General features: G+C 71.6%; 17 protein-coding genes and 1 tRNA gene. 8 read left to right on the forward strand and 10 right to left on the reverse strand.

Annotation, left to right across the window (positions count from 1 at the left end; genetic code table 11):
* Positions 1 to 436: 436 nt before the first annotated feature.
* From ABZY13_RS31635 to ABZY13_RS31655, 5 genes are all read left to right on the forward strand, one after another.
* Entirely contained in the window at positions 437 to 907 is a 471-nt protein-coding gene (locus tag ABZY13_RS31635) for a GNAT family N-acetyltransferase (RefSeq protein ID WP_356636893.1), read from the forward strand.
* 11 nt (positions 908 to 918) lie between these two features.
* Positions 919 to 1,251, forward strand: a complete 333-nt coding sequence (locus ABZY13_RS31640) for a chorismate mutase (protein ID WP_356636895.1) — start codon at positions 919 to 921, stop codon at positions 1,249 to 1,251.
* Between the two features lie 113 nt (positions 1,252 to 1,364).
* A complete protein-coding gene (gene pepN / locus ABZY13_RS31645; RefSeq protein WP_356636897.1) occupies positions 1,365 to 3,956 on the forward strand; it encodes an aminopeptidase N in 2,592 nt (863 codons plus the stop codon).
* 807 nt (positions 3,957 to 4,763) lie between these two features.
* Positions 4,764 to 6,122: an aminotransferase class V-fold PLP-dependent enzyme gene (locus tag ABZY13_RS31650; protein ID WP_356636899.1), complete on the forward strand. Its 1,359-nt coding sequence runs from the start codon at positions 4,764 to 4,766 to the stop codon at positions 6,120 to 6,122.
* The gene (locus tag ABZY13_RS31655; protein WP_356636901.1) at positions 6,119 to 7,546 is read left to right on the forward strand and encodes a SidA/IucD/PvdA family monooxygenase; all 1,428 of its coding nucleotides are present in this window, start codon (positions 6,119 to 6,121) and stop codon (positions 7,544 to 7,546) included. Before ABZY13_RS31650 ends, ABZY13_RS31655 begins: the two co-directional genes overlap by 4 nt.
* A 27-nt stretch (positions 7,547 to 7,573) precedes the next feature.
* On the opposite strand, the gene ABZY13_RS31660 is transcribed toward ABZY13_RS31655, so the two are convergent.
* Positions 7,574 to 9,400 (reverse strand): 5'-nucleotidase C-terminal domain-containing protein, encoded by a 1,827-nt coding sequence (locus ABZY13_RS31660; protein WP_356636904.1) that lies wholly within the window; start codon positions 9,398 to 9,400, stop codon positions 7,574 to 7,576.
* Positions 9,401 to 9,651: 251 nt separating this feature from the next.
* Here ABZY13_RS31660 and pyk point away from each other — a divergent pair, with 251 nt between their 5' ends.
* A complete protein-coding gene (gene pyk, locus ABZY13_RS31665; RefSeq protein WP_356636906.1) occupies positions 9,652 to 11,079 on the forward strand; it encodes a pyruvate kinase in 1,428 nt (475 codons plus the stop codon).
* A gap of 29 nt (positions 11,080 to 11,108) precedes the next feature.
* Here pyk and ABZY13_RS31670 read toward each other — a convergent pair.
* A tRNA-Leu gene (locus ABZY13_RS31670) sits at positions 11,109 to 11,181 on the reverse strand.
* Positions 11,182 to 11,286: 105 nt separating this feature from the next.
* Here ABZY13_RS31670 and ABZY13_RS31675 point away from each other — a divergent pair.
* The gene (locus ABZY13_RS31675; RefSeq protein ID WP_356636908.1) at positions 11,287 to 11,943 is read left to right on the forward strand and encodes a response regulator; all 657 of its coding nucleotides are present in this window, start codon (positions 11,287 to 11,289) and stop codon (positions 11,941 to 11,943) included.
* Between the two features lie 82 nt (positions 11,944 to 12,025).
* On the opposite strand, the gene ABZY13_RS31680 is transcribed toward ABZY13_RS31675, so the two are convergent.
* The 8 genes from ABZY13_RS31680 to ABZY13_RS31715 all read right to left on the reverse strand — a co-directional run bounded on the left by ABZY13_RS31680 (position 12,026) and on the right by ABZY13_RS31715 (position 21,894).
* Positions 12,026 to 12,742 carry an ABC transporter ATP-binding protein gene (locus ABZY13_RS31680; RefSeq protein WP_356636910.1) on the reverse strand — a complete coding sequence of 239 codons (717 nt, stop codon included), beginning with the start codon at positions 12,740 to 12,742 and terminating at the stop codon, positions 12,026 to 12,028.
* Positions 12,739 to 13,635: an ABC transporter ATP-binding protein gene (locus tag ABZY13_RS31685; protein ID WP_356636913.1), complete on the reverse strand. Its 897-nt coding sequence runs from the start codon at positions 13,633 to 13,635 to the stop codon at positions 12,739 to 12,741. Before ABZY13_RS31685 ends, ABZY13_RS31680 begins: the two co-directional genes overlap by 4 nt.
* A gap of 3 nt (positions 13,636 to 13,638) precedes the next feature.
* Positions 13,639 to 15,465, reverse strand: coding sequence for a branched-chain amino acid ABC transporter permease (locus ABZY13_RS31690; protein ID WP_356636915.1), 1,827 nt, complete (start codon positions 15,463 to 15,465; stop codon positions 13,639 to 13,641).
* A 5-nt stretch (positions 15,466 to 15,470) separates the two neighbouring features.
* Entirely contained in the window at positions 15,471 to 16,403 is a 933-nt protein-coding gene (locus ABZY13_RS31695) for a branched-chain amino acid ABC transporter permease (RefSeq protein WP_356636917.1), read from the reverse strand.
* Positions 16,404 to 16,518: 115 nt separating this feature from the next.
* Positions 16,519 to 17,748 (reverse strand): branched-chain amino acid ABC transporter substrate-binding protein, encoded by a 1,230-nt coding sequence (locus tag ABZY13_RS31700; protein ID WP_356636919.1) that lies wholly within the window; start codon positions 17,746 to 17,748, stop codon positions 16,519 to 16,521.
* Between the two features lie 768 nt (positions 17,749 to 18,516).
* On the reverse strand, positions 18,517 to 18,969 hold the full coding sequence (locus ABZY13_RS31705) for a hypothetical protein (RefSeq protein WP_356636921.1): 453 nt from the start codon (positions 18,967 to 18,969) through the stop codon (positions 18,517 to 18,519).
* A 109-nt stretch (positions 18,970 to 19,078) separates the two neighbouring features.
* A complete protein-coding gene (locus ABZY13_RS31710) occupies positions 19,079 to 19,567 on the reverse strand; it encodes a hotdog fold thioesterase (protein WP_356636923.1) in 489 nt (162 codons plus the stop codon).
* Positions 19,568 to 19,611: 44 nt separating this feature from the next.
* Positions 19,612 to 21,894 carry an FdhF/YdeP family oxidoreductase gene (locus ABZY13_RS31715; RefSeq protein WP_356636925.1) on the reverse strand — a complete coding sequence of 761 codons (2,283 nt, stop codon included), beginning with the start codon at positions 21,892 to 21,894 and terminating at the stop codon, positions 19,612 to 19,614.
* A 280-nt stretch (positions 21,895 to 22,174) separates the two neighbouring features.
* On the opposite strand from ABZY13_RS31715, the gene polA reads away from it, so the two are divergent.
* On the forward strand, positions 22,175 to 24,901 hold the full coding sequence (polA, locus tag ABZY13_RS31720) for a DNA polymerase I (protein ID WP_356636927.1): 2,727 nt from the start codon (positions 22,175 to 22,177) through the stop codon (positions 24,899 to 24,901).
* The last annotated feature ends 51 nt before the right edge of the window (positions 24,902 to 24,952 follow it).

The raw sequence follows: 24,952 nt of genomic DNA on the forward strand, positions 1-24,952 counted from the left end.
CCCGTCCGGTCGGGGGCGCTCTAAAACTCCCTCGCCCCGCGGGGGGTCGGCTCACTCTGGGCGCTCCCCGCGCGCGGCGGCCGGGGCGCGCGGGCGACGAGCCCGGCCGCCGGGCCTTCGGCTTTGGCCGTGGGCGCGGTGCCGCCGGACGCCGCGGGCTTTCCGAACCCTTCGGGGCGTCGCTGCGGCCGCTTGGCCGTCGGTTTCGGTCGTCCGGTGGCGGGTCGGCTGCTCGGCCGTCGGTTCCGGTCGTCCGGTGGCGGGTCGGCTGCTTGGCTCTCGGCTCCTGCCGCTTCGGTGCGAGCCCGGTGATGCCGTCCCGGCCCTCCGGCGAGAACCCCGGCCCACCCCGGCGAAGCTCCCGGCCCCCGGCGAACCCCCCGCCCCCGGACGAAATCCGCTCGCCCGCACGCCCCCGCCCCGGCAGAATCCCCGCGTGATCGGCGAACAGCAGGACCCCGTGCCCACCTCCCTGCGGGTCGGCGGCGAGAACGACGAGCTGCGGCGGCGGCTCGACGACGAACTCACCGCGTTCAACGCCGCGGCGACCGGAGCCGGGGAGCCCGCGGAGTTCTCCGTCGACGTCACCGATGACGCCGGCGACCTCGTCGCAGGGCTCACGGGATGGATCTGGGGCACCCTCTGCGCCGTGGACATGCTGTGGGTCCGCGAGGACCGGCGGCACGCAGGCCGGGGACGCCGGCTGATGCGCGCCGCGGAGGCGGAGGGCGCCCGGCGCGGCTGCACCGACATGGTCGTCCCCTCGTTCGCCTTCCAGGCCCCCGGCTTCTACCGCGGCCTCGGCTTCCGGGAGACCGGCCGTACCGAGGGCATCCCCGGAGGCCACCACGACGTGCACTTCCACAAGCCCGTCCGCGCCGCGCCGGGGCCCGTCCCCGCCACGTAGGGTGGATGCCCATGACGACCAGCAGCACCACCTCCGAGGACGTGGCCGCCGAACTCGCCCGTCTGCGCGACAGCATCGACAACATCGACGCGGCCGTCGTCCACATGCTCGCCGAGCGCTTCAAGTGCACCCAGCAGGTCGGCCGCCTCAAGGCCCAGCACCGGCTGCCGCCCGCCGACCCCTCCCGCGAGGCCCGCCAGATCGCCCGGCTGCGCGCCCTCGCCGAGAGCGCCAAACTGGACCCGGCCTTCGCCGAGAAGTTCCTGAACTTCATCATCGCCGAGGTCATCCGGCACCACGAGCGCATCGCCGAGGACACCGGCGCCACCCCCGGCACCGACTGACCCGCGGGCCCGGCCGGTACCGCGTCCGGGCCCGCGGTACGCCCCGGCGCGGGCCGGCACCCGCGACCGTGTTCCCGACCGCCCCTGTCCCGGCGTCCGGGGCATCGGGCAGCATGTGCAGCATGTCCGTACTGACGCGCGACGAAGCGCAGACCCGTGCCCGGCTCCTCGACGTCCACCGCTACACGATCGACCTCGATCTGACGACCGGCGACGAGACCTTCGACTCCCGCACCGTGATCACCTTCAGCGTCCGCCCGGACCAGGACGTCACGGACACGTTCGTGGAGCTCAAGCCCGCCGAACTGCGCTCGGTCACCCTGGACGGACAGCCCCTGGACCCCGCCGCCCTCGACGGCGACCGCCTGCCGCTGAAGGACCTCGCCCCCGGCGAACACGAACTGCGCCTCGACACCGCCATGCGCTACTCGCGCACCGGCGAGGGCATGCACCGCTTCACCGACCCCGCCGACGGCGAGACCTACCTCTACACCCAGCTCTTCCTCGACGACGTCCAGCGCGTCTTCCCCGCCTTCGACCAGCCCGACCTCAAGGCCGTCTTCGACGTCACGGTCACCGCCCCCCGCCACTGGACCGTCCTCGCCAACGGCGTCACCGAACACCTCGGCGACGGCCGCTGGCGCGCCGCGACCACCCCGCCGATCTCCACCTACCTCGTCGCCGTCGCCGCCGGCCCCTGGCACTCCGTGCGCACCGAGCACCGCGGACTGCCGTTCGGCATCCACTGCCGCCGCTCCCTCGCCCCCCACCTCGACGCGGACGCCGCGGAAATCCTCGAGATCACCCGGCAGTGCTACGACCGCTACCACGAGAAGTTCGAGGAGCCCTACCCGTTCGACTCCTACGACCAGGCCTTCGTCCCCGAGTTCAACGCCGGCGCCATGGAGAACCCCGGACTGGTCACCTTCCGCGACGAGTTCGTCTACCGCTCCGCCGTCACCGACACCGAGCGCCAGACCCGCGCCATGGTCATCGCCCACGAGATGGCCCACATGTGGTTCGGCGACCTCGTCACCCTCGCGTGGTGGGACGACATCTGGCTCAACGAGTCCTTCGCCGAGTACATGGGCTACCAGACCCTCACCGAGGCCACCCGCTTCACCGGCACCTGGACCGACTTCGGCGTCGTCCGCAAGCCCTGGGGCTACGACGCCGACCAGCGGCCCTCCACCCACCCCGTCGCCCCCGAGGCCGTCGACGACACCGCCGCCGCGCTGCTCAACTTCGACGGCATCTCCTACGCCAAGGGCGCCTCCGCCCTGCGCCAGCTCGTCGCCTGGCTCGGCGAGAAGGACTTCCTCGCCGGCATCAACACCCACATCGCCCGGCACCGCTTCGGCAACGCCACCCTCGCCGACTTCATCGACTCCCTGGCCCGCAACACCGATCGCGACGTCCACGCCTGGGCCGACGCCTGGCTGCGCACCACCGGCGTCGACACCCTCGTCCCCGAGGTGCGCGCCGACGACGCCTCCTGGCACCTGGACGTCGGCAACGAGGGCAGCCCCGGCACCCGCTCCGGCCCCGATCCGTCCCGCGACCGCGACGGCACGCGGCGCCCGGCCACGCTCACCCGACCGCCCGCCCGCCGCCCCCACCACCTCGCCATCGGCCTCTACGACCCCGAGCCCGGCAACCCCCGCGGCCTGACCCTGCGCCGCCGCATCCAGGAGGACCTCCCCGCGAGCGGCGACCTCCGCCTCGCCTTCCACGGCCCCCGCCCCGCCCTCGTCCTCCTCAACGACGGCGACCTCACCTACGCCAAGATCCGCCTCGACGCCGGATCGCTCGACACCGCCCTGCGCGCCCTGTCCGGCCTGCCCGACCCGCTCACCCGCGCCGTCGTCTGGAACGCCCTGCGCGACGCCGTCCGCGACGGCGAACTGCCGCCCACCGCCTACCTCGACGCCGCCCGCGCCCACATCCCGTACGAGACCGACCTCGCCCTCGTCCAGGGCGTCCTCGGCTTCGCCCGCACGCAGATCGCCGACCGCTACCTCGCCCCCGACCGGCGGCCCGCCGCCCTCGCCACCCTCACCGAGCTGTGCCGCGACCTGATCCGCCGCACCGAGGACGGCGACAACCCCGGCCTGCGCCTGATCGCCGTACGCCACCGCATCGACTGCGCCGCCCACCCCGACACCATCGCCGCCTGGCTCGCCGACGGCATCGTGCCCGGCGGCCCCGAACTCGACCCCGAGCTGCGCTGGCGCATCCTCGGCCGCCTCGCCGTCCTCGGCGCCACCGACGAGGCCGCCATCGCCGCCGAACTCGACCGCGACCCGAGCGCCACCGGCCGCGAAGGCGCCGCCCGCTGCCGCGCCGCCCTCCCCGAACCGGAGGCCAAGCGGGCCGCCTGGGACGCCATGTTCGCCGGCGACGACCTGTCCAACTACCTCTTCACGGCCACCGCCCAGGGCTTCTGGCAGCCCGAACAGGCCGACCTGGTAAGGGAGTTCGTGCCCCGCTACTTCCAGGACGCCGTCGCCGTCGCCGAACGCCGCGGCCCCGCCATCGCCGACGCCGCCGGCCGCTGGGCCTTCCCCGCCCACGCCGTCGACGACGACACCCTGAACCTGGGAGAGCGGTGCCTGCGCGAGGACGACCCGATTCCGGCCCTGCACCGCAAGCTGAGCGACCAGCTCGACGACCTCGCCCGCGCCCTGCGCGTGCGCAAGGGGTAGGCAGGGCGCCGGGCAGCGGCGCGGCCCGCTGCACGCCGCGGACGCGGGGCGGTGGGGCTCCTGTGTACGGCCTCGCCGGGCTCTCGGGGCGCGCAGGGGGGGGGGGCCGGGACACCGGGCCTGCGTGCGCGGCGGCGCGCTGCCCGCCGGGTGGTCGCGGGGCCGTGGCGCTCCCGCGCACGCGCTCGCCCGTGCTCTGCCGGTACGCGAGGCGTGGGCAGCGGGACCAACCCGCAGCGGCCCCCTGCCGGCCTGCGGACCGGAGGCCCTCGCGCTCCCGCGCACCCCCGCGTGCGCCCACGGCGCCGCCGGGACGGGCAGCGGTCCGCCCCTGCCGCGGACCGCTGCCCGCCCGTGGTCCCGAGCCGTAGCGCCCCCGTACCGCGTCCGGCGTCGGCCGCGACGAGGGTGCGCCCGCCCTCGGTACGGAGCCGTCCACCCCGCCCGCCGAGGCGCTGGCAGCCGACGCCGCAGCCGGACGGGTGGACGGCGCATTCCGCCGCACCGGAGGGCCGACCGGAAACGGAATCCGCGTCGGCAGCAGGCCGCCCTGTGGGAGGCGGTGCGCCGAGCGGCGACGTCACGCGAAGCGGGAGCCGTCCCGGCCGACGGACCTGCGCCTGACCACGACAAGAGGCGCGGGCAGGCTCGTACGCGGCTCCCGGCAGGCGGCCGGCCGGCGCGCACACGCCCCCGTCGGCCACCACGATTCCCTCCTTCGGGTCTCCCTCCGGACTCTCCCGGGCGTGCCGCCTCCCGCGGGCCCAAGCTGGGTGCTCCCGGCCCACGCCCGCCCCGGAGGACCCCGTGCGCATCCCGCCCCTCGCGTCAGGACCCCAAGGCGCCGACGCGCTGCGGCCGTTGCTCGCCACCGTCCTCGACGCCCTGGACGCCGGAGCCCGCGCCCGCGGCGGCCCACTGCCCTCCGGCGGACCCGAGGCCGTCGCCGCCCGGATGCGGGAGGCGCTCGGCGACGTCCTGCCCGAGGACGGCGACCCCGACGCCCTGCGCCGCATCGTCCACGCCCTCGCCGCCGGCGCCGCCGACCCCGCGCACCCCCTGTGCGCCGCCCATCTGCACTGCCCGCCCCTCGCCGTCGCCACCGCCGCCGACCTCGCCGCGAGCGCCCTCAACCCGTCCCTCGACTCCTGGGACCAGGCCCCTTCCGCCGCCGCCCTCGAAGCCCTGGTCACCCGCGCCCTCGCCGCCGAGACGGGCGCCGCCGACTGCCTCGTCACCACCGGCGGCACCGAGTCCAACCTCCTCGCCCTGCTCCTCGCCCGCGAGGCGCACGGTCCCGCGGTGCGGCTCGTGCACGGAGCCAACGCCCACCATTCCCTGCCCCGCGCCGCCTGGCTTCTCGGCCTGCCCCGCCCCGTCGCCCTCCCCACCCCCGGCGGCACCCTGGACCCCGACTCCCTCGGCACGGCCCTCGCCGCCCTCCCCGGTCCCGTCCTCGTCGCCGCCACCGCCGGCACCACCGACGCCGGGCTCATCGACCCCCTCCCCGAGATCGCCGCCCACTGCCACGCCCACGGCGCCCGCCTGCACGTCGACGCCGCCTACGGGGGAGGACTCCTGTTCAGCGCCCGGCGCCGCAACCTCCTCGCCGGCCTCGACGCCGCCCACACCGTCACCCTCGACCTGCACAAACTGGGCTGGCAGCCCGTCGCCGCCGGACTCCTCGCCGTCGCCCGCGCCGACGACCTCGCCGCCCTGCGCCAGCGCGCCGACTACCTCAACGCCGACGACGACACCGAGGCCGGCCTCCCCGACCTGCTCGGCCGCTCCCTGCGCACCACCCGGCGGCCCGACGTCCTCAAGACCGCCGTCACCCTCAAGACCCTCGGCCGCCGGGGCCTGGGCGCCCTCGTCGACCAGGTCTGCGACCACGCCCAACACCTCGCCGACCTCGTCGCCGCCGGCCCCGGCCTCGAACTCCACGCCCGGCCCACCCTCAGCACCGTCCTCTTCCGGCCCGCCCACGCCGACGACACCACGGTCGCCGCGATCCGCCGGCGCCTCCTGCACACCGGCGACGCCGTCCTCGGCCGCGCCCGCGCCGACGGCCGCCTCTGGCTCAAGGCCACCCTCCTCAACCCCCACACCCGGCCCCCGGACCTGGCCGCCCTGCTCACGCTCGTGGAAGGAACCAGCCCTCGATGAACCAGCCCTCGGCGACCCACCCGACGTCCCAGCCCTCGGCGACCCACCCCCCGACGACCCAGCCCCCCACCCCCCGCGACCTCGTCGGCATCGGCATCGGCCCCCTCAACCTCTCCCTCGCCGCCCTCGCGCACCCCCTCACCCACCTCGACACCGTCTTCTACGAACAGCGCCCCGCCTTCCACTGGCACCCCGGCCAGCTCGTCGACGGCACCACCCTCCAGGTCCCGTTCCTCGCCGACCTCGTCACCCTCGCCGACCCCACCAGCCCCTGGACCTTCCTCAACCACCTCAGACACCGCGACCGGCTCTTCCCCTTCTACTTCGCCGAGCGCTTCCACGTGCCCCGCGCCGAATACGACGCCTACTGCCGCTGGGTCGCCGAGAGCCTGCCCGCACTCCACTTCGGCCACCGCGTCGACGCCGTCCGCTGGAACCCCCGCCGCGAACTCTTCGAGGTCGACCACACCCGCCTCGGCCCCACCGGCGAAGCCGAGTCCACCGGCCGCACCCGCGCCCGCAACATCGCCCTCGCCCTCGGCACCGCACCCCACGTCCCCGAACCCCTGCGGCACCTCGCCACCGCCCCCGACGGACCGCCCGTGCTGCACGCCACCGACTACCTCCACCACCGCGACGCCGTGCTCGCCGCCGGGCACGTCACGGTCGTCGGCTCCGGACAGTCGGGCGCCGAGATCTTCCTCGACCTGCTCCGCCACCGCCCCGCCGGCCGCGAACGCCTCCACTGGATCGGCCGCACCCCCGCCTTCGCCCCCATGGAGTACTCCAAGCTCGGCCTGGAGCACTTCACCCCCGACTACGCCCGCTACTTCCACGCCCTCGCCGAACCCGTCCGCGACCGCCTCGCCACCACCCAGTGGCAGCTCCACAAGGGCGTCGACGCCGGCACCCTCGCCGCCATCCACGACGAGCTGTACGCGCGGACCCTGCACGGCGACTGGCCCGACGCCGTCCTCACCCCCGGCGTGCGCGTCCTCGGCGCGGCCCGCACGACCGCCGCCCGGATCGAACTCCACCTCGAACACATCGAACAGCGCACCCGCACCCGGCTCACCACCGACGCCGTCGTCCTCGCCACCGGCCACCGTGAACGCCCCCTCGAACACCTCCTCGCCCCCCTGGCTCCCCACCTCCGCCGCGACGACGCCGGTCGCCCCCGCGTCGACGAGGACTTCCGCCTCGACCTCGACCCGACGGTCACGGGCAGCGTCTTCGTGCAGAACGCCGGCCTGCACACCCACGGCGTCGGCGCCCCCGACCTCGGCCTCGCCGCCTGGCGCGGCGCCCACATCCTCAACACCCTCACCGGCAAGGAGACGTACCCCCTGCCCCGGCGCACCGCCTTCACCACCTTCGGCCTGGAACGGCAGCAGCCTCACACCCCGCCCACGGACGGAGTGTGAGGCTGCTGCCGGGCCGGCGGGCGCGGATCAGAACACCGGCGTGCCCTCACGCGTCAGCCGCCAGTCCACCGACGCGAAGTCCTTCGGGTCCAGCACACCCTTCGCCGTCACCCACTCCGCGATCCGCGTGCGGATCTCCGTCGACTCCGACCACAGCTCCTGCGCCGACGCGACATGCGGGAACGCGCCGCCGCCGTTGGCCCGGTAATTGTTCACCGCGAACACGAACCGCTGCGCGTCGTCCAGCGGAGCGCCCGCGTACGCCAGGTTCCTGATCCGCGAACCGGCCGGCCGCGCGATGTCGATGTCGTAGGTCAGCCCCGACACGTAGTCGTAGTTGTAGTCCGGCCGGCCGCCCGCGTTGGTCAGCCTCGCCACGTCGACCTCCGCGCCCGCCGGGGTCTGCACGAAGTACTCCGCCGAGTACTCCAGGTACGCCCGCACCTGCGCGCCCGTCATCACCTTGGCGACCAGGGTGTTGTCGTACACGTACAGGCTCGACAGGTCCCGGATCGTCACCTCGCCCGCCGGGATCTCGGACGTCCGCGAGAACGGCGACGCCTGCGCCAGCACCGGCAGCGACGCGTACTCGGTGCCCGCCAGCGCGGCCCTGACCACGTCCTCCTGCACCTTGGTGATCAGGTCGATGATCGGGGCGTCCTTGTAGCGGGCGTCCACCGTCGTCAGCGTCTCGGTCGCGGTGCCCACGACCTGGTTGACGTAGTCCACGACCGCCGCGTGCTCGTCGTCCAGCAGCCGGGCGATCTCCGGGTCGTCCGCCACCGTGTTCGAGTTGCGCAGCGACGCCTTGACCGACTCCACCTGCCAACGGCCCTTGGAGAACACCAGCTCGAAGTCGAACAGCGTCAGCCGCTCCGCGTAGCACAGCGGTTCCGACAGCACGACGGTCCTGCCGGTCTCCTCGTTCGTGACCAGCAACTCCTCGATCTCCGTGTGCGCGTGACCGACCAGGATCGCGTCGATCCCCGGCACCTGCCGCGCCACGTTCGCCGCCGCGTTCTCCACGTACGGCAGCTGGTCACCGTAGGACGACGTGCCGGACGAGCCGCTGTGCGCCGACACGACCACCACGTCCGCGCCCATCGACCGCAGCTTCGGCACCCACTTCGCCGCCTGCTCCTCCAGCCCCGGGAACACCAGCTTGCCCTGCACGTACGCCTTGTCCCAGATCGCGATGCCCGGGTTCGTCAGCCCCAGCACCGCCACCTTCACCGGCGGCGCCCCCGGCACCCGGAACGTCTTCATGAAGTACGGCGGGAAGGCCGGCCGCAGCGTCTTCGCGTCCACCGCGTTCGCCCCGAGCAGCGGGAAGTCGCACTGCTCCTCGAACTTGCGCAGCGTTTCGAGGCCGTAGTTGAACTCGTGGTTGCCGAGCGCCACGGCGTCGTACCCGATGGCGTTCATCGCCTGCGCCATCGGGTGCACCGGACCGCCCTCGGCGGTGATCGGGTCGACCTTGGCGAAGTAGTACGTCAGCGGCGTGCCCTGGATGGTGTCGCCCGCGTCCAGCAGCAGCGTGTTGCGGGCGCCCTTCTCCTCTCGCACCTGCTTCACCAGCGTGGCGATCCGCGCCAGGCCCTTGGCGTTGCCCTTCGCGTCGGAGTACTCGGCGTCCTTGAAGTAGTCCCAGTTGAAGACGTTGCCGTGCAGGTCGGTCGTGCCCATGACGGTGAAGGAGTACCGCTTGGCCGGCTTGGGGCGCCTGTCCGCCGTCTCGGCGGCCTCCGCGGCCGACGCCGCCACCGTGCCGGCGATCGCGGCCGCCGCCCCGGTGGCGGCGGACTTCTTCAGGAACTTCCGGCGGTTCAGGCGGTTCGGGCGGTTCAACGGCATGTCGTGCTCTCTCCTCCAACAGTCACCACGCGCGTGGATAACGCGCGTAGATTCTGACCCGCGCATGACGTACGGGAACAGGTCCGCCACGTTGCGATCCGGTGACCGAAGCCGTGGACACGGCGGGCCGACCTGCTCATCGGAGCGGGCTACCGCACATCCAGTATTTGTCAACACCCCTTCACGCAAAGGTTGTTGAGTGGTCATGCCGGGCCAATTCTCTACTGGCCGGTAAGCCCTAGGCTCGAAACATGCGCCGAGCGAAGATCGTTTGTACTCTGGGTCCCGCCACCGACTCCTACGACCAGATCAAGGCACTGGTCGAAGCCGGAATGGACGTCGCACGCCTCAACCTCAGCCACGGCAGCCACGCCGAACACGAGGACCGCTACCGGCGCGTGCGCAAGGCCGCCGACGAGGCCGGCCGCAGCGTCGGCATCCTCGCCGACCTCCAGGGCCCCAAGATCCGCCTCGGCCGCTTCACCGAGGGCCCCGTCCTCCTCGAACGCGGCGACACCTTCACCATCACCGTCGAGGACGGCGTCGGCGGCGACCGCGACATCTGCGGCACCACCTACAAGGGCCTCGCCGGCGACGTCAGCCCCGGCGAACGCATCCTCGTGGACGACGGCCGGGTCACCCTCGAAGTCACCGAGGTCGACGGCCCCCGCGTCCGCACGACCGTCGTCGAAGGCGGCATGGTCTCCGACCACAAGGGCCTCAACCTCCCCGGCGTCGCCGTCTCCGTCCCCGCCCTCTCCGACAAGGACGAGGCCGACCTGCGCTGGGCGCTGCGCGCCGGCTGCGACGTCATCGCCCTCTCCTTCGTGCGCAGCGGACGCGACATCGAGGACGTCCACCGCATCATGGACGAGGAGGGCCGCCGCCTCCCCGTGATCGCCAAGGTGGAGAAGCCGCAGGCCGTCGACAACATCGAGGACATCGTCGCCGCCTTCGACGGCATCATGGTCGCCCGCGGCGACCTCGGCGTCGAAATGCCCCTGGAGCAGGTGCCGATCGTCCAGAAGCGCGCCGTCAAGCTCGCCCGGCGCAACGCCAAGCCGGTGATCGTCGCCACCCAGATGCTCGACTCGATGATCGAGAACTCCCGCCCCACCCGCGCCGAGGCCTCCGACGTCGCCAACGCCGTCCTCGACGGCACCGACGCGGTGATGCTCTCCGGCGAGACCAGCGTCGGCAAGTACGCCATCCAGACCGTGCGCACGATGGCCAAGATCGTCGAGGCGGCCGAGCAGGACCTCCTCGCCAAGGGACTGCCCCCGCTGACCGAGCACAACAAGCCCCGCACCCAGGGCGGCGCCGTCGCCCGCGCCGCCGCCGAGATGGGCGACTTCCTCGGCGCCCGCTTCCTCGTCGCCTTCACCCAGTCCGGCGACACGGCCCGCCGCCTGTCCCGCTACCGCTCCCCGATCCCCCTGCTCGCCTTCACCCCCGACCCGGCGACCCGCTCGCAGCTCAGCCTGACCTGGGGCGTGGAGACGTTCCTCGGCCCGCACGTGGACTCGACGGACGCGATGGTCGACCAGGTGGACGAACTGCTGACCAAGTACGGCCGCTGCGAGCCGGGCGACACGGTGGTCATCACGGCGGGCTCCCCGCCCGGGATGTCGGGCACGACGAACCTGGTGCACGTGCACCACATCGGGGAGAAGCGCTGAGTTTGGTGACCTTGAAAAAGAAGGAAAAGTACCCCGGGTCGGATTCGAACCGACGCTGGATGGTGTTTGAGACCATTGCCTCTACCGCTGGGCTACCGGGGCTTCCTTTGAAATGAAGGTCAGCGGTCACCCGCCGTGCCCCCACTTTACCGCAGCTGGGTACGCTCTTGGGAGCAGTACCGGCCTGCCTCGCACCAAGGAGCCCACGTGACCGCCCCCGAGTCGCCCCAGCCCGTAGACGCGCCCGACGACGACAAGTCTCACGTGCCGCCGCTGACGACCCGCGTCGTCATCGCCGAGGACGAGGCGCTGATCCGGCTCGACCTCAAGGAGATGCTGGAGGAAGAGGGCTACACGGTCGTCGGCGAGGCCGGTGACGGCGAGCAGGCCGTGGAACTGGCCCGGGAGCACCGGCCAGACCTGGTGATCCTCGACGTGAAGATGCCGAAGCTGGACGGCATCTCCGCGGCCGAGAAGATCGCCGAGGAGTCGATCGCCCCGGTGCTGATGCTGACCGCGTTCTCGCAGCGGGACCTCGTGGAGCGGGCGCGGGACGCCGGTGCGATGGCGTACCTGGTGAAGCCGTTCAGCAAGAGCGACGTCGTGCCGGCGATCGAGATGGCCGTCTCCCGGTACACGCAGCTCAAGGAGCTGGAGAAGGAGGTCGCCGACCTCTCCCAGCGACTGGAGACGCGCAAGCTGGTGGACCGGGCCAAGTCGATCCTGCAGACGGAGTACGGCCTGACGGAGCCGGCGGCGTTCCGCTGGATCCAGAAGACGTCGATGGACCGCAGGATGTCGATGCAGCAGGTCGCGGAGGCGGTCATCCAGGACGCGGCGGAGAAGAAGGCGGAGAAGGGCTGAGGGCCCGTGGGCGACGCGAAGAGGCCCGCGTCTCCCGACGATCAGGTCGGGAGACGCGGGCCTCTTCGTCGCGCCCGGAGGGTCAGTCCTCGCCGAGGTAGGCCTTGCGGACCGACTCGTCGTGGAGGAGGTCGCGGCCGGAGCCGGACAGGACGATGTTGCCGACCTCCATCACATGGCCGTGGTCGGCCAGCGACAGCGCGGCCTGGGCGTTCTGCTCGACGAGCAGGATCGTGGTGCCCTGGGACTTCAGCTCCGCGATCGTCGCCATGATCTTCTGCATCATGATCGGCGACAGGCCCATGGACGGCTCGTCCAGCATCAGCAGCTTCGGCTGGGACATCAGGGCGCGGCCCATGGCCAGCATCTGCTGCTCACCGCCGGAGAGGGTGCCCGCGGCCTGCTTGCGGCGCTCCCCGAGGATGGGGAAGAGGTCGTAGGCGCGCTGGATGTCCCGCTCGATGCCGGGCTTGTCGCTGCGCAGGAAGGCGCCGAGGCGGAGGTTGTCCTCGATCGTCATGCGCGGGAAGATGTGCCGGCCCTCGGGGGAATGGGCGAGCCCGAGGGAGACCACCTTGTGGGCCGGGATCTTCTTCAGGGACCTGCCCATGAACTTGATCTGCCCGCCGACCGGCTTGAGCAGGCCCGACAGGGTCCGCAGCGTGGTCGTCTTGCCGGCGCCGTTGGTGCCGATCAGCGTGACGACCTCGCCGGCGTCGACCTTGAACGAGATGCCCTTGACGGCTTCGATCTTGCCGTAGGCGACCCGGAGGTCCTCGACTTCGAGCAGTGCGGTCATCGGTCGTTCTCCTTGCCGGACGGGGTGTCGGCCTGTGTCTCGGCGGCCTCTACCTCCGCGATCTCCTCCTCGCCGGGGGAGTCCTCGAAGGGCTCCCCGAGGTAGGCGGCGACGACACGCTCGTCGCCCTGGACGGTCGCGCTGTCGCCCTCCACGAGCTTCTCGCCCTGGACGAGGACGGCGACGCGGTCGCAGAGGTTGAAGATGAACCGCATGTCGTGCTCGATGACGAGGACGGCGATGCCCTGGTCCCGGATGGCGAAGACCAGTTCCTCGGTGGCGCGGGTCTCCTGCGGGTTCATGCCGGCCGTGGGCTCGTCGAGGAGCAGGAGGCCGGGCTCACTGGCGAGGGCGCGCGCGATCTCCAGTTTGCGCTGCTCGCCGTAGGGGAGGTTGCGCGCCAGGTGCTCGGCCTTGCCGGCCAGGCCGACGAACTCGAGCAGCTCCATGGCGCGGGCCCGGGAGGCCGCTTCGGCCCGGTGGAAACCGGGGCCGCGCAGCAGGGCCGACCACAGGCCCTCCTTGGTGCGGGTGTGGCGGCCGACGAGCACGTTCTCCAGGACCGTCATGTTGGCGAACAGACGGATGTTCTGGAAGGTGCGCGCGATGCCGGCGGCGGTCACCTTGAAGGACTTGGGCGGCAGCACCTGTCCCTTGTAGCGGACCTCGCCCTCGGTCGGGACGTAGAGGCCCGTGAGGCAGTTGAAGAAGGTGGTCTTGCCGGCGCCGTTGGGGCCGATCAGACCGACGATCTCGCCGCTGTTGACCTGGAGGTCCACTCCGCGCACGGCCGTGAGGCCGCCGAAGCGCATCGTGACGCCCCGGGCGTCGAGGACGGCCTCGCCGGGCACGGCGGCGGGGGCGGAGTCCTTGGTGGTGGTGTCGGTTGTCATGGGTCAGGCCCCTGCCTTGCTGAGGACTGTGGGTGCTTCCGTGTCTTCGTGGAACTCCAGCTGGCGGCGCCGGTTGGGGATGAGGCCTTCGGGGCGGAAGCGCATCAGCAGAACCAGCGTGAGGCCGAAGGCGAAGAGCTGGAAGTCGCCGAGGAACTGGAGCTTGGCGGGGATGAGGTAGAGCAGCGCCGCGCCGACGAGGGGCCCGCTGATGGTGCCCATGCCGCCGAGGACGACCGCGGCCAGCAGAAACGCCGAGTTGGGCGGGACGACGTGCGCGAACTGGTACTGCTCGGGAGTGACGGTGTAGGTCACGTGGGCCTGGACGGTGCCGGCGAGGCCGGCGAGTGCGGCGCCGAGGGCGAAGGCGATCAGCTTGACGCGGAAGCCGTTGATGCCCATGGCGAGTGCCGCGGTCTCGTCCTCGCGGATGGCGATCCAGGCGCGGCCGATGCGGGAGTCGCTGCTGCGCCGGAAGACGATGACGACGAGCAGCGTGATGAGCAGCATCAGCAGGAAGTAGTTGGCGAAGCGGGCGATGGTGAACCCGAGGATGGTGTGTTCCTCGCCGAAGTCGAAGCCGAGGATGTTGAGGTTCGGGATCGACGGGATGCCGTTGGAGCCGTTGGTGATGTCGGGTCCGGAGGTGCCGTCCATGTTGAGGACGGTGATGCGGAAGATCTCTCCGAAGCCGAGAGTCACGATGGCGAGGTAGTCGCCGCGCAGCCGCAGGGTCGGGGCGCCGATGATGACGCCGAAGACCATGGCCACCGCCGCGCCGAGCAGCGCGGAGAGCCAGAACGGCAGGTGGATGTCGAACGGCGAGTTGGGGGAGCCGGAGACCATGGCCGCGGTGTAGGCGCCGACGCCGAGGAAGGCGACGTAACCGAGGTCGAGGAGGCCGGCGAGGCCGACGACGATGTTGAGTCCGAGGGCGACGGTGGCGAAGATCAGGATGTAGACGCCGATGGTCGCGTACTGGTCGTCGGACTGGGTGAAGGGGAAGAGCGCGGCGGCGACGAACGCGCCGATCATCGTCAGCGTGCGGTACTTCGCCGTGACGGCGGAGACGCGGCCCACGAGACCGGCCTTCGCGACGGCGGCGAAGCCGAAGCCGGCGGTGATCAGGAAGCCGACGAACAGCTCGTCGTACTCGGTGCCGATGCCGTAGGTGAAGACGAACAGGCCGACGCCGAGCGCCGCGACGATGATCAGGATCTCCGCGTACGAGGGGAGCGCGCGGGCGGGCGCCGGGGTGCCGGAGGCGAACGCGGCCTTGAGGACGGCGCCCATGTGGCGCAGCTCGCCCATGAACCGTTCCCAGCCGGTGTCGTCCGGGTCGACCGGGTCGGGCGCGGGCCGCCGGAAAGGCAGGCCGAGGGCGCCGACGAGGGCGACGAGCGTGGAGAGCGCGACGACGTAACCGCCCGGCTCCAGGTTGACGACACCGCCCAGCTGGACGGCGATCGCGATGATCGTGTACCAGGCGGTGACGAAAGTGCCGAGCGCGGCGAGCTTGAGAGCGCTGTGCGCGCCGGCCGGGACGAGCCAGCGCAGGCCCTTGACGCCGTAGGAGGCGACGCCGAACAGAGTGGTGAGGATGCCGCCGACGAGGACGAGCACTTGGAGGCCGCCCGGGTAGCCGTAGACCGTGAGGTCGCCGGGGAACTCGGAGGTCCAGGTCCAGGCCAGGAAGGTGGAGACGATCGTGAGGGCGCCGCCGGCGGTGGCGAGCGCACGGCCGAGGGGCTCGGTGATGCCGACGATGAGGCCGGTGTCGCCGGTGGCCGGGGCCTGCGGGGTGCGGGGTGCGGTGGTCTGTGTGGTCATCGGTCTCACGCCCTGTCCGCGACGCGCTCGCCGAGCAGACCCTGGGGCCTGACGAGGAGTACCAGGATGAGGAGTACGAAGGCCCAGACGTTGGCCCAGGACTGGCTGCCGAACTGCTCCATACCGGGGATGTCGGAGATGTAGGCGGTGGAGAGGGCCTCGGCGACGCCGAGGACGAGACCGCCGAGCATGGCGCCGTAGATGTTGCCGATGCCGCCGAGGACGGCGGCGGTGAAGGCCTTGAGGCCCAGGATGAAGCCCATGCGGAACTGGACCTCGCCGTACTTGAGGCCGTAGGCGACGGCGCCGACGGCGGCGAAGGTGGCGCCGAGGGCGAACGCGACCACGATGATGCGGTCGGTGTTGATGCCCATGAGCTTGGCGGTGTCCGGGTCCTGCGCGGTGGCCTGCATGCCGCGGCCGGTGCGGGTCTTCATCACGAAGTAGGCGAGGATCGCCATACTGATCGGCGCGGCGACGAGGAGGAAGACGTCGCCGGTCTGGATGGTGACGCTGCCGATCTCGAAGGGGCCGCCCTCGATCTGCGGGAAGGTGATCGCGGATCGCGCGTCGGGGTACCACACCCACACGGCCTGCTGCAGGGCCAGGGAGAGGCCGATGGCGGTGATGAGCGGGGCCAGGCGTGGTGCGTTGCGCAGGGGGCGGTACGCGAACCGTTCCGCTCCCATCGCGACCAGGACGGCCGCGATGATGCCTCCGATGAGCATCAGGGGCAGTGCCACCCACATGGACGTGCCGTCGGGCAGCACGTACAGGTAGATCGTGAGCGCGCCGAAGCCGCCCACCATGAAGATCTCGCCGTGGGCGAAGTTGATGAGCTGGACGATGCCATAGACCATCGTGTAGCCGATGGCGACCAGCCCGTACATGGATCCTAGTAGCAGGCCGTTGACCAGCTGCTGCGGCAGTTCGTTCACCGCATGTCCTCCGAGACGTGTCGATGATTCGACGGAAGTGACCGGATGCGAGTCCGCGCGGGGCGCCAGTGGTGCAAGCGCCCCGCGCGGCTCATGATGTGGGTGCGGGTGTGGGTCAGCCCTCGTAGGTGCCGGACTTGGCGGGCTTCCAGGCGCCGCCCTCGACCGAGTAGACGGTGAGCTGCTTGTTGGTGGCGTCACCGAACTCGTCGAAGGAGACCTTGCCGGTCACACCGTCGAACGAGACATTCTGCATGGCCGTGGTGACCTGCTCGCGGGCGTCCTCGGGCAGCTTGCCGTCGTTCTTCTCGACGACGGTCTTGACGGCCTCGATGATCGCCCAGGCGGAGTCGTAGGAGTAGCCGCCGTAGGCCTCGAACGGCTCCTTGTAGCCCTCGGCCTCGTAGTTGGCGACGAACTCCTTGGCGGAGGGCAGTTCCTCCACGGGGGCGCCGACCGAGGTGGCCAGGTCGCCGGTGCCGCTGGCGCCGGCCAGCTTGATGAAGTCGGCGCTGTAGATGCCGTCGCCGCCGACCAGCGGGATCTTGGCGCCGGCGGCCTTGATCTGCTTGCTGAGCGGGCCGGCCTGCGGGTACTCGCCGCCGTAGTAGACGACGTCCGCGCCGGAGCTCTTGACCTTGGTGGCGACCGCGGAGAAGTCCTTGGTCTCGGGGTCGATGTGCTCGGTGCCCACGACCTTGCCGCCGAGCTTCTTGAACTCCTCGGAGAAGGTCGACGCGAGGCCCGCGCCGTAGGTCTTCTTGTCGTCGATGACGAAGACCTTCTTCTTCTTGGCGTCGTTGAAGACGTACTGCGCGGCGAACGGGCCCTGGATGGCGTCCGTGGTCGCGGTGCGGAAGTACGACTTGTAGGTGCGCTTCTTGCTGGTCTGCCAGTCCACGCCCTGGGTCAGGGCGGGGTTGGTGTTGGCCGGGGAGACCTGGACCAGCTTGGCGTCGTCGAAGACCTTCTGCATCGACTCGGCGACGGAGGAGTTCAGCGGGCCGACGACGCCGAGGACGTCCTTGTTGGCGACGAGCTTGGTGGCGTTCTGCTGGCCGGAGGCGGGCTGCGCCTGGTCGTCGAGGGCCTGGATCTCGAACTCGATGCCCTCGACGTACTTCTCCTTGTTGGCCGTCTTGGCGGCCAGGTCCACGGAGTTCTTGATGCCGAGGCCCAGCGCGGACAGGTCGCCCGTCAGCGGGGCGTCGACGCCGATGACGACCTTGGTGGTGCCGCCGCTGTCGGAGCCGCCACCGTCCTCGTCGCGCGAACCGCAGGCGGTGAGGGTGAGCGCTCCCGCCGCCAGCGCGGCGGTTATGGCGATGAGCGAACGTTGACGCACGATGAGTCCTTTCCATGGCGCGGCCCTTCCCCGTGGAAGGAAGCCGAGTCGAGCGCTGTGGCCGAAGAGACGCTCTTGGCGTCGATTCCGACGGCGCGGTGACTGGCCGTGACTCTAGGCGGGTGGAGGTTACGTGGAGGAGTGTCTGGCCAAGGCTGTGACGCTCTTGTTATGACACGACGTAATGCAGAGCGGTACTGAGCGGGTGGAAGTGCGGAATTCGGACTGATTCGCCCTGTCCGCATGGCGAGACGTGCAGGACGTGGGCCGCGTCCTATCAGGAGTGTTCTTGGGCTTTGGTGGTGTCGGATCCTGGGACGAAATCGTTGCTGCGGGCTACTTGAAGGGTGCTGGAGGGGGCGTGGGCATAGCGCTCACCCCGGATGAAACTGCGCTCTTCCATTGCGTGCGTATTACGCAGCGTTACCTCCCGAAAAGGGAGCGCGTCGTTCCGCGGTGGTTTTCGGCAATCGGTTACCCGCATGGTGATGATCACGTTCCAGGGGCATTTCGTGATCGTCCGGAATGGAGGACGCGGAATCGACGTCTGGGAAAGACCGGCGTACGGCGGATCGACGCGCGTCATGGTGACGCCAGGACCGGAGCGGGTGGCGAGCGCACAGGCGCCCTCGGAGGCGGCCGGGCCGGCGAAGAGAGGGCGGTGACGCCGGGCGCAGAGCCGGCGGAGGCGACCGAGCTGCGGACTGCGGGCCGACGGCGCCTCGTCGACGCCCGTGCCCCGGCCCGGCTTCCGGGGACCGATGCCGCTCAACTCCACGGCCCCCCAGTCGGATCCCCGTCGCGGTGGCGCTGGGCGCAGCGCTCGCGGGCCTGACGGTCGATCAGCTCGTCGGCGGATCGCGGGCCCCGGTGCTTCCGCTCGGCACGGGCGGCGTCCACGACGTCCATCAGGATCGCGTACTGCCCGTTGGACAGGCCCATCGACTGGTAGTCGCCGTAGGCGTTCTGGTCGAGCACTTCGCGCGACCAGTGGGCGACGATGCGGGCGCACAAGTCCGCGGGCGACGTCGCGGACGGGACGGGCGAGGGCGACGGGGACGGTGACTGCGCGAGGGTGGCGGTGCGCGCCATGCCCGCATCCCGTGCGCCCACGGTCGTCCCGTTCCCCGGGCCGGAGTCGGCGCATCCGGTGGCCAGCGCGCCGATCAGCAGCGCCGACCCGAGCACCGCCCTCGGTCGATGGGGCCCTCCCGTTGCCATGCCCCGACGCTAAACGGCCGGGGCGGCGGCGGCAACTTCCGGTTGAGTAAAGGCACTTGGGAGATGGGGACATGGGTGGACGAGGCCGCCGATTCCGGCGGCTCCCGCGCTATCCGGCCGCGCCCGGCTGCTGCGCCTCGCCCGGGTTCGCGTCGCGCAGCAGGCAGGTCAGCCGGGCGGTGCAGACGCGGCGGCCCTGCTCGTCGCTGATCACGGTCTCGTACGTCGCCGTGGAGCGCCCCCGGTGCACCGGCGTCGCCACGCCGGTGACCATGCCCGAGCGCAGGCCCCGGTGGTGCGTGCAGTTCAGGTCGACGCCGACGGCGATCTTGGTGGAGCCGCCGTGCAGCATCGCGCCGACGGAGCCGAGGGTCTCGGCCAGCACGGCCGAGGCGCCGCCGTGCAGCAGGCCGTACGGCTGGGTGTTGCCCTCCACCGGCATGGTGGCGACGACGCGGTCCGCCGAGGCCTCCAGTATCTCGATGCCCATGCGCCGGCCCAGATCCCCGGCGGAGAACAGGGCGGGCAGGTCGATGCCGAGCGCCGCGTACTCGTCGATGACCTCTTGCGGGAACTTCACGGTGTGCTGCTCGCCCATGGGGCCCGGCTCCGTTTCGTCGGTCGCGCTGGCTGAGCGGTCGCTCAGTCGGCTGCCGATTGTTCCAGACGGACGACCACGGACTTGCTGGCCGGGGTGTTGCTCGTGTCGGCGGTCGCGTCCAGCGGCACCAGGACGTTGGTTTCCGGGTAGTAGGCGGCGGCGCAGCCCCGCGCGGTCGGGTAGTGGACGACCCGGAAGCCGGGCGCCCGCCGCTCCAGGCCGTCCCGCCACTCGCCGACCAGGTCGACGTAGGACCCGTCCGCGACCTTCAGCTCGGCGGCGTCGGCCGGGTTCACCAGGACGACCCGGCGGCCGTTCCTGATGCCCCGGTAGCGGTCGTCGAGGCCGTAGATCGTGGTGTTGTACTGGTCGTGCGAGCGCAGCGTCTGGAGCAGCAGCCTGCCCGGGGGCAGCCGCGGGTACTCGACGGGGGCCGCGGTGAAGTTGGCCTTGCCGGTGGCGGTGGGGAAGCGGCGCTCGTCGCGCGGGGCGTGCGGCAGGACGAATCCGGCCGGGTCGGCCACGCGCGCATTGAAGTCCTCGAAGCCGGGGATCACCCGCGCGATGCGGTCCCGGATCGTCGCGTAGTCCCTCTCGAACTCCTCCCACGGGACGCGGCTCTTCCCGCCGAGCACCCGGCGGGCCAGCCGGCACACGATCGCCGGCTCGGACAGCAGGTACGGGCTCGCGGGCTCCAGACGGCCACGGGAGGCGTGCACCATGCCCATGGAGTCCTCGACGGTCACGAACTGCTCGCCGCCGCCCTGGACGTCGCGCTCGGTGCGGCCGAGGGTGGGCAGGATCAGGGCGCGCGCTCCGGTGACGACGTGGCTGCGGTTGAGCTTGGTCGACACGTGCACGGTCAGCCGGGCGCGCCGCATCGCCGCCTCGGTGACGTCCGTGTCGGGGGAGGCGGAGACGAAGTTGCCGCCCATCGCGAAGAACACCTTGGCCTGCCCGTCGCGCAGCGCGCGGATGGCGCGTACGACGTCGTAGCCGTGGCGGCGCGGGGGAGCGAAGGCGAACTCCTTCTCCAGGGCGTCCAGGAAGGCGGGCGCGGGCCGCTCGAAGATGCCCATCGTGCGGTCGCCCTGCACGTTGGAGTGGCCGCGCACCGGGCACACGCCCGCGCCGGGCCGGCCGATGTTGCCGCGCAGCAGCAGGAAGTTGACGATCTCGCGGATGGTCGGCACGGAGTGCTTGTGCTGGGTGAGGCCCATGGCCCAGCAGACGATGGTGCGCCGCGAGCCGAGGACCATCGCGAAGGCCTTCTCGACGTCCGCGCGGGTGAGGCCGGTCGCGGCGAGCGTCTCGTCCCAGTCGGCGTCCCGGGCGGCGTCGGCGAACTCCTCGTAGCCGTGGGTGTGGGCGCGGACGAACTCCTCGTCGACGGCTCCCTCGGTCTGGACGATCAGCTTGTTCAGCAGACGGAAGAGGGCCTGGTCGCCGCCGATGCGGATCTGCAGGAACAGATCGGTCAGTGCGGCCCCGCCGGCCACCAGCCCCTTGGCGGTCTGCGGGTTCTTGAAGCGCTCCAAGCCCGCTTCCGGCAGCGGGTTGACGCTGATGATCCGCGCACCGTTCGCCTTGGCCTGCTCCAGGGCGGTGAGCATGCGCGGATGGTTGGTGCCCGGGTTCTGCCCGGCGACGATGATCAGGTCCGCCTTGTGCAGGTCCTCCAGCAGGACGCTGCCCTTGCCGATGCCGATGGTCTCGGTCAGCGCCGAGCCCGACGACTCGTGGCACATGTTGGAGCAGTCGGGCAGGTTGTTGGTGCCCAGCTCGCGCGCGAACAGCTGGTAGAGGAACGCGGCCTCGTTGCTGGTGCGGCCCGAGGTGTAGAAGACGGCCTCGTCGGGGGAGCGGAGCGCGGCGATCTCCTCGGCGACGATGTCGAACGCCCGCTCCCAGGTGACCGGCTCGTAGTGTTCGCCGCCCTCGGGCAGGTACATGGGGTGCGTGAGACGGCCCTGCTGGCCGAGCCAGTAGCCGCTGCGGGTCGCGAGGTCGGCGACCGGGTGCGCGGCGAAGAACTCCGGGGTGACCCGGCGCACGGTGGCCTCCTCGGCGACCGCCTTCGCGCCGTTCTCGCAGAACTCCATCGTGTGCCGGTGTTCCGGCTCGGGCCAGGCGCAACCGGGACAGTCGAAGCCGTCTTTCTGGTTGACGCTGAGCAGCGTCAGCGCGGTGCGCTTGAGGCCCATCTGCTGCTGGGCGTGGCGCAGGCTGTGTCCGATGGCCGGCAGCCCGGCGGCCGCATGCCGAGGGCCCGCCACGTGCGGCGCGTCCTGCACGGGATCGCTCTTCGGCGGCTTCGAGGCCATCGCACGCTCTCCTTCGACTCGGCCGGGAGCAACCCGTCCACGGCTCCTCCTCCGATACTCGCACGCACCACCGACAATGCACCGGGGCCGACGTGCGGGGGCGAGGCCAATGGTCGCGGGCGGCGGGGCAGGTGAGGAGGGGGACGGCCGGGTGCGGCTGACGGGCGTCGCGCCGCCGACGTGCGGCCCGCCGCCCGCGCGCGGCACCCGCCGGCGGTGCCGCGGCAGTGGCGGGGGCGGTGGGGCGTCGTTGTCAGTGGGCCGTGGCAGGATCGGGGTCGTGGCAGAGACAGCATCGAAGAAGACCGACAGCAACCCCGGCGGCAGCCGTCCGCGGCTGATGCTCATGGACGGGCACTCGCTGGCCTACCGCGCGTTCTTCGCGCTGCCCGCGGAGAATTTCACGACCGCGACCGGCCAGCCGACGAACGCGATCTACGGCTTCGCGTCGATGCTGGCCAACACGCTCCGCGACGAGGCGCCCACGCACTTCGCGGTGGCCTTCGACGTGTCCCGCAGGACATGGCGCTCCGAGGAGTTCACCGAGTACAAGGCGAACCGCTCCAAGACCCCGGACGAGTTCAAGGGCCAGGTCGAACTGATCGGCGAGCTGCTCGACGCGATGCACGCGCAGCGTTTCGCCGTCGACGGCTACGAGGCGGACGACGTCATCGCCACCCTCGCCACCCAGGCCGAGGCCGAGGGTTTCGACGTGCTGATCGTCACGGGCGACCGCGATTCCTTCCAGCTGGTGAGCGACCACATCACGGTGCTCTATCCGACCAAGGGCGTCTCCGAGCTGACCCGGTTCACCCCGGAGAAGGTCGTGGAGAAGTACGGGCTGACGCCCGCGCAGTACCCCGACTTCGCCGCCCTGCGCGGAGACCCCTCCGACAACCTGCCGGGCATCCCCGGCGTCGGTGAGAAGACCGCCGCGAAGTGGATCAACCAGTTCGGTTCCTTCGCCGAGCTGGTCGAGCGGGTCGACGAGGTCAAGGGCAAGGCCGGGCAGAACCTGCGCGACCACCTGGAGGCGGTGAAGCTGAACCGCCGCCTCACCGAGCTGGAGCGCCACGTCGAGCTGCCGAAGACCGTCGCCGACCTGACCCGCGCCCCGTACGACCGCAAGGCCGTCGCCATGGTGCTGGACACCCTGGAGATCAGGAACCCCTCCCTGCGCGAGCGCCTCTTCGCCGTCGACCCCGGCGCCGAGGAGGCCGAGGTGACCCCGATCGCGGCGGACGGCGTCGAACTGGACGGCACGGTGCTCGCCACCGGCGAGGTCGCCGCCTGGCTCGCCGAGCACGGCACGGACGTCCTCGGCGTCGCCACCGTCGACACCTGGGCCCTGGGCGCCGGCTCGGTCGCCGAGATCGCCCTCGCCGCGCCCTCCGGAGCGGCGGCGTGGTTCGACCCGTCGCAGCTGGACGAGACCGACGAGGCCGCGTTCGCCGACTGGCTGGCCGACGCGGACCGGCCCAAGGTGTTCCACAACGCCAAGGGCGCCATGCGCGTCTTCGCCGAGCACGGCTGGAGCGTCGAGGGCGTCACCATGGACACCGCCCTGGCCGCCTACCTCGTCAAGCCGGGCCGCCGTTCCTTCGACCTGGACGCGCTGTCCATGGAGTACCTGCACCGCGAGCTGGCCCCCGCCGCCGCGGCCGACGGCCAGCTCGCCTTCGGCACGGACGACGGCGCCGAGGCCGAGGCGCTCATGATCCAGGCCCGCGCCATCCTCGACCTGGGCCAGGCATTCGAGGGCCGTCTGGAGGAGGTGGGCGCCGCCGACCTGCTGCGCGACATGGAGCTGCCGACCTCCGCGCTGCTCGCCCGCATGGAGCGGCACGGCATCGCCGCCGACCGGGCCCACCTGGAGGCCATGGAGCAGATGTTCGCCGGCGCGGTCCAGCAGGCGGTGAAGGAGGCGCACGCCGCGGCGGGCCACGAGTTCAACCTGGGCTCGCCCAAGCAGCTTCAGGAGGTGCTCTTCGGCGAGCTGGGCCTGCCGAAGACGAAGAAGACCAAGACCGGCTACACCACCGACGCCGACGCCCTGGCCTGGCTCGCCGCCCAGACGGACAACGAACTGCCGGTCATCATGCTCCGCCACCGGGAGCAGGCGAAGCTGCGCGTCACCGTCGAGGGCCTGATCAAGACGATCGCGACGGACGGACGGATCCACACCACCTTCAACCAGACGGTCGCCGCGACCGGCCGGCTGTCCTCCACCGACCCCAACCTGCAGAACATCCCCGTGCGCACCGACGAGGGCCGGGCCATCCGCCGCGGCTTCGTCGTCGGCGAGGGCTTCGAGTCGCTGCTGACCGCCGACTACAGCCAGATCGAGCTGCGGGTGATGGCCCACTTGTCGGAGGACGAAGGGCTGATCGAGGCGTTCACCTCCGGCGAGGACCTGCACACCACGGCCGCCTCACAGGTGTTCGGGGTCGCCCCGGCCGCGGTCGACGCGGAGATGCGCCGCAAGATCAAGGCCATGTCGTACGGCCTGGCGTACGGGCTGTCGGCGTTCGGCCTGTCCCAGCAGCTGAACATCGAGGCCGCGGAGGCGCGCGCCCTGATGGACGCGTACTTCGAGCGGTTCGGCGGCGTACGGGACTATCTGCGCCGGGCGGTCGACGAGGCCCGGGCGACGGGCTACACGGCGACCCTCTTCGGCCGCCGCCGCTATCTGCCCGACCTCAACAGCGACAACCGCCAGCGCCGGGAGGCGGCCGAGCGGATGGCCCTCAACGCGCCGATCCAGGGCACGGCGGCGGACATCGTGAAGATCGCCATGCTCAAGGTCGACCAGGCACTGCGCGCCGCGGACCTGAACTCGCGCATGCTGCTCCAGGTCCACGACGAAATCGTCCTGGAACTGGCCCCCGGTGAGCGCGAGGCGGTGGAGACCCTGGTCCGCCGCGAAATGGCGGGCGCCGTCCAGCTCAGGGCCCCCCTGGACGTCTCCGTGGGCGTCGGCCCGGACTGGGAGTCGGCGGCCCACTGACACCGTCCGCCGACCGCGTCGCGCGGCGGCACCCGACGCCGCGCGGGTGCC

Source organism: Streptomyces sp. NPDC006610 (assembly GCF_040611575.1).
Taxonomy (GTDB): Bacteria; Actinomycetota; Actinomycetes; order Streptomycetales; family Streptomycetaceae; genus Streptomyces.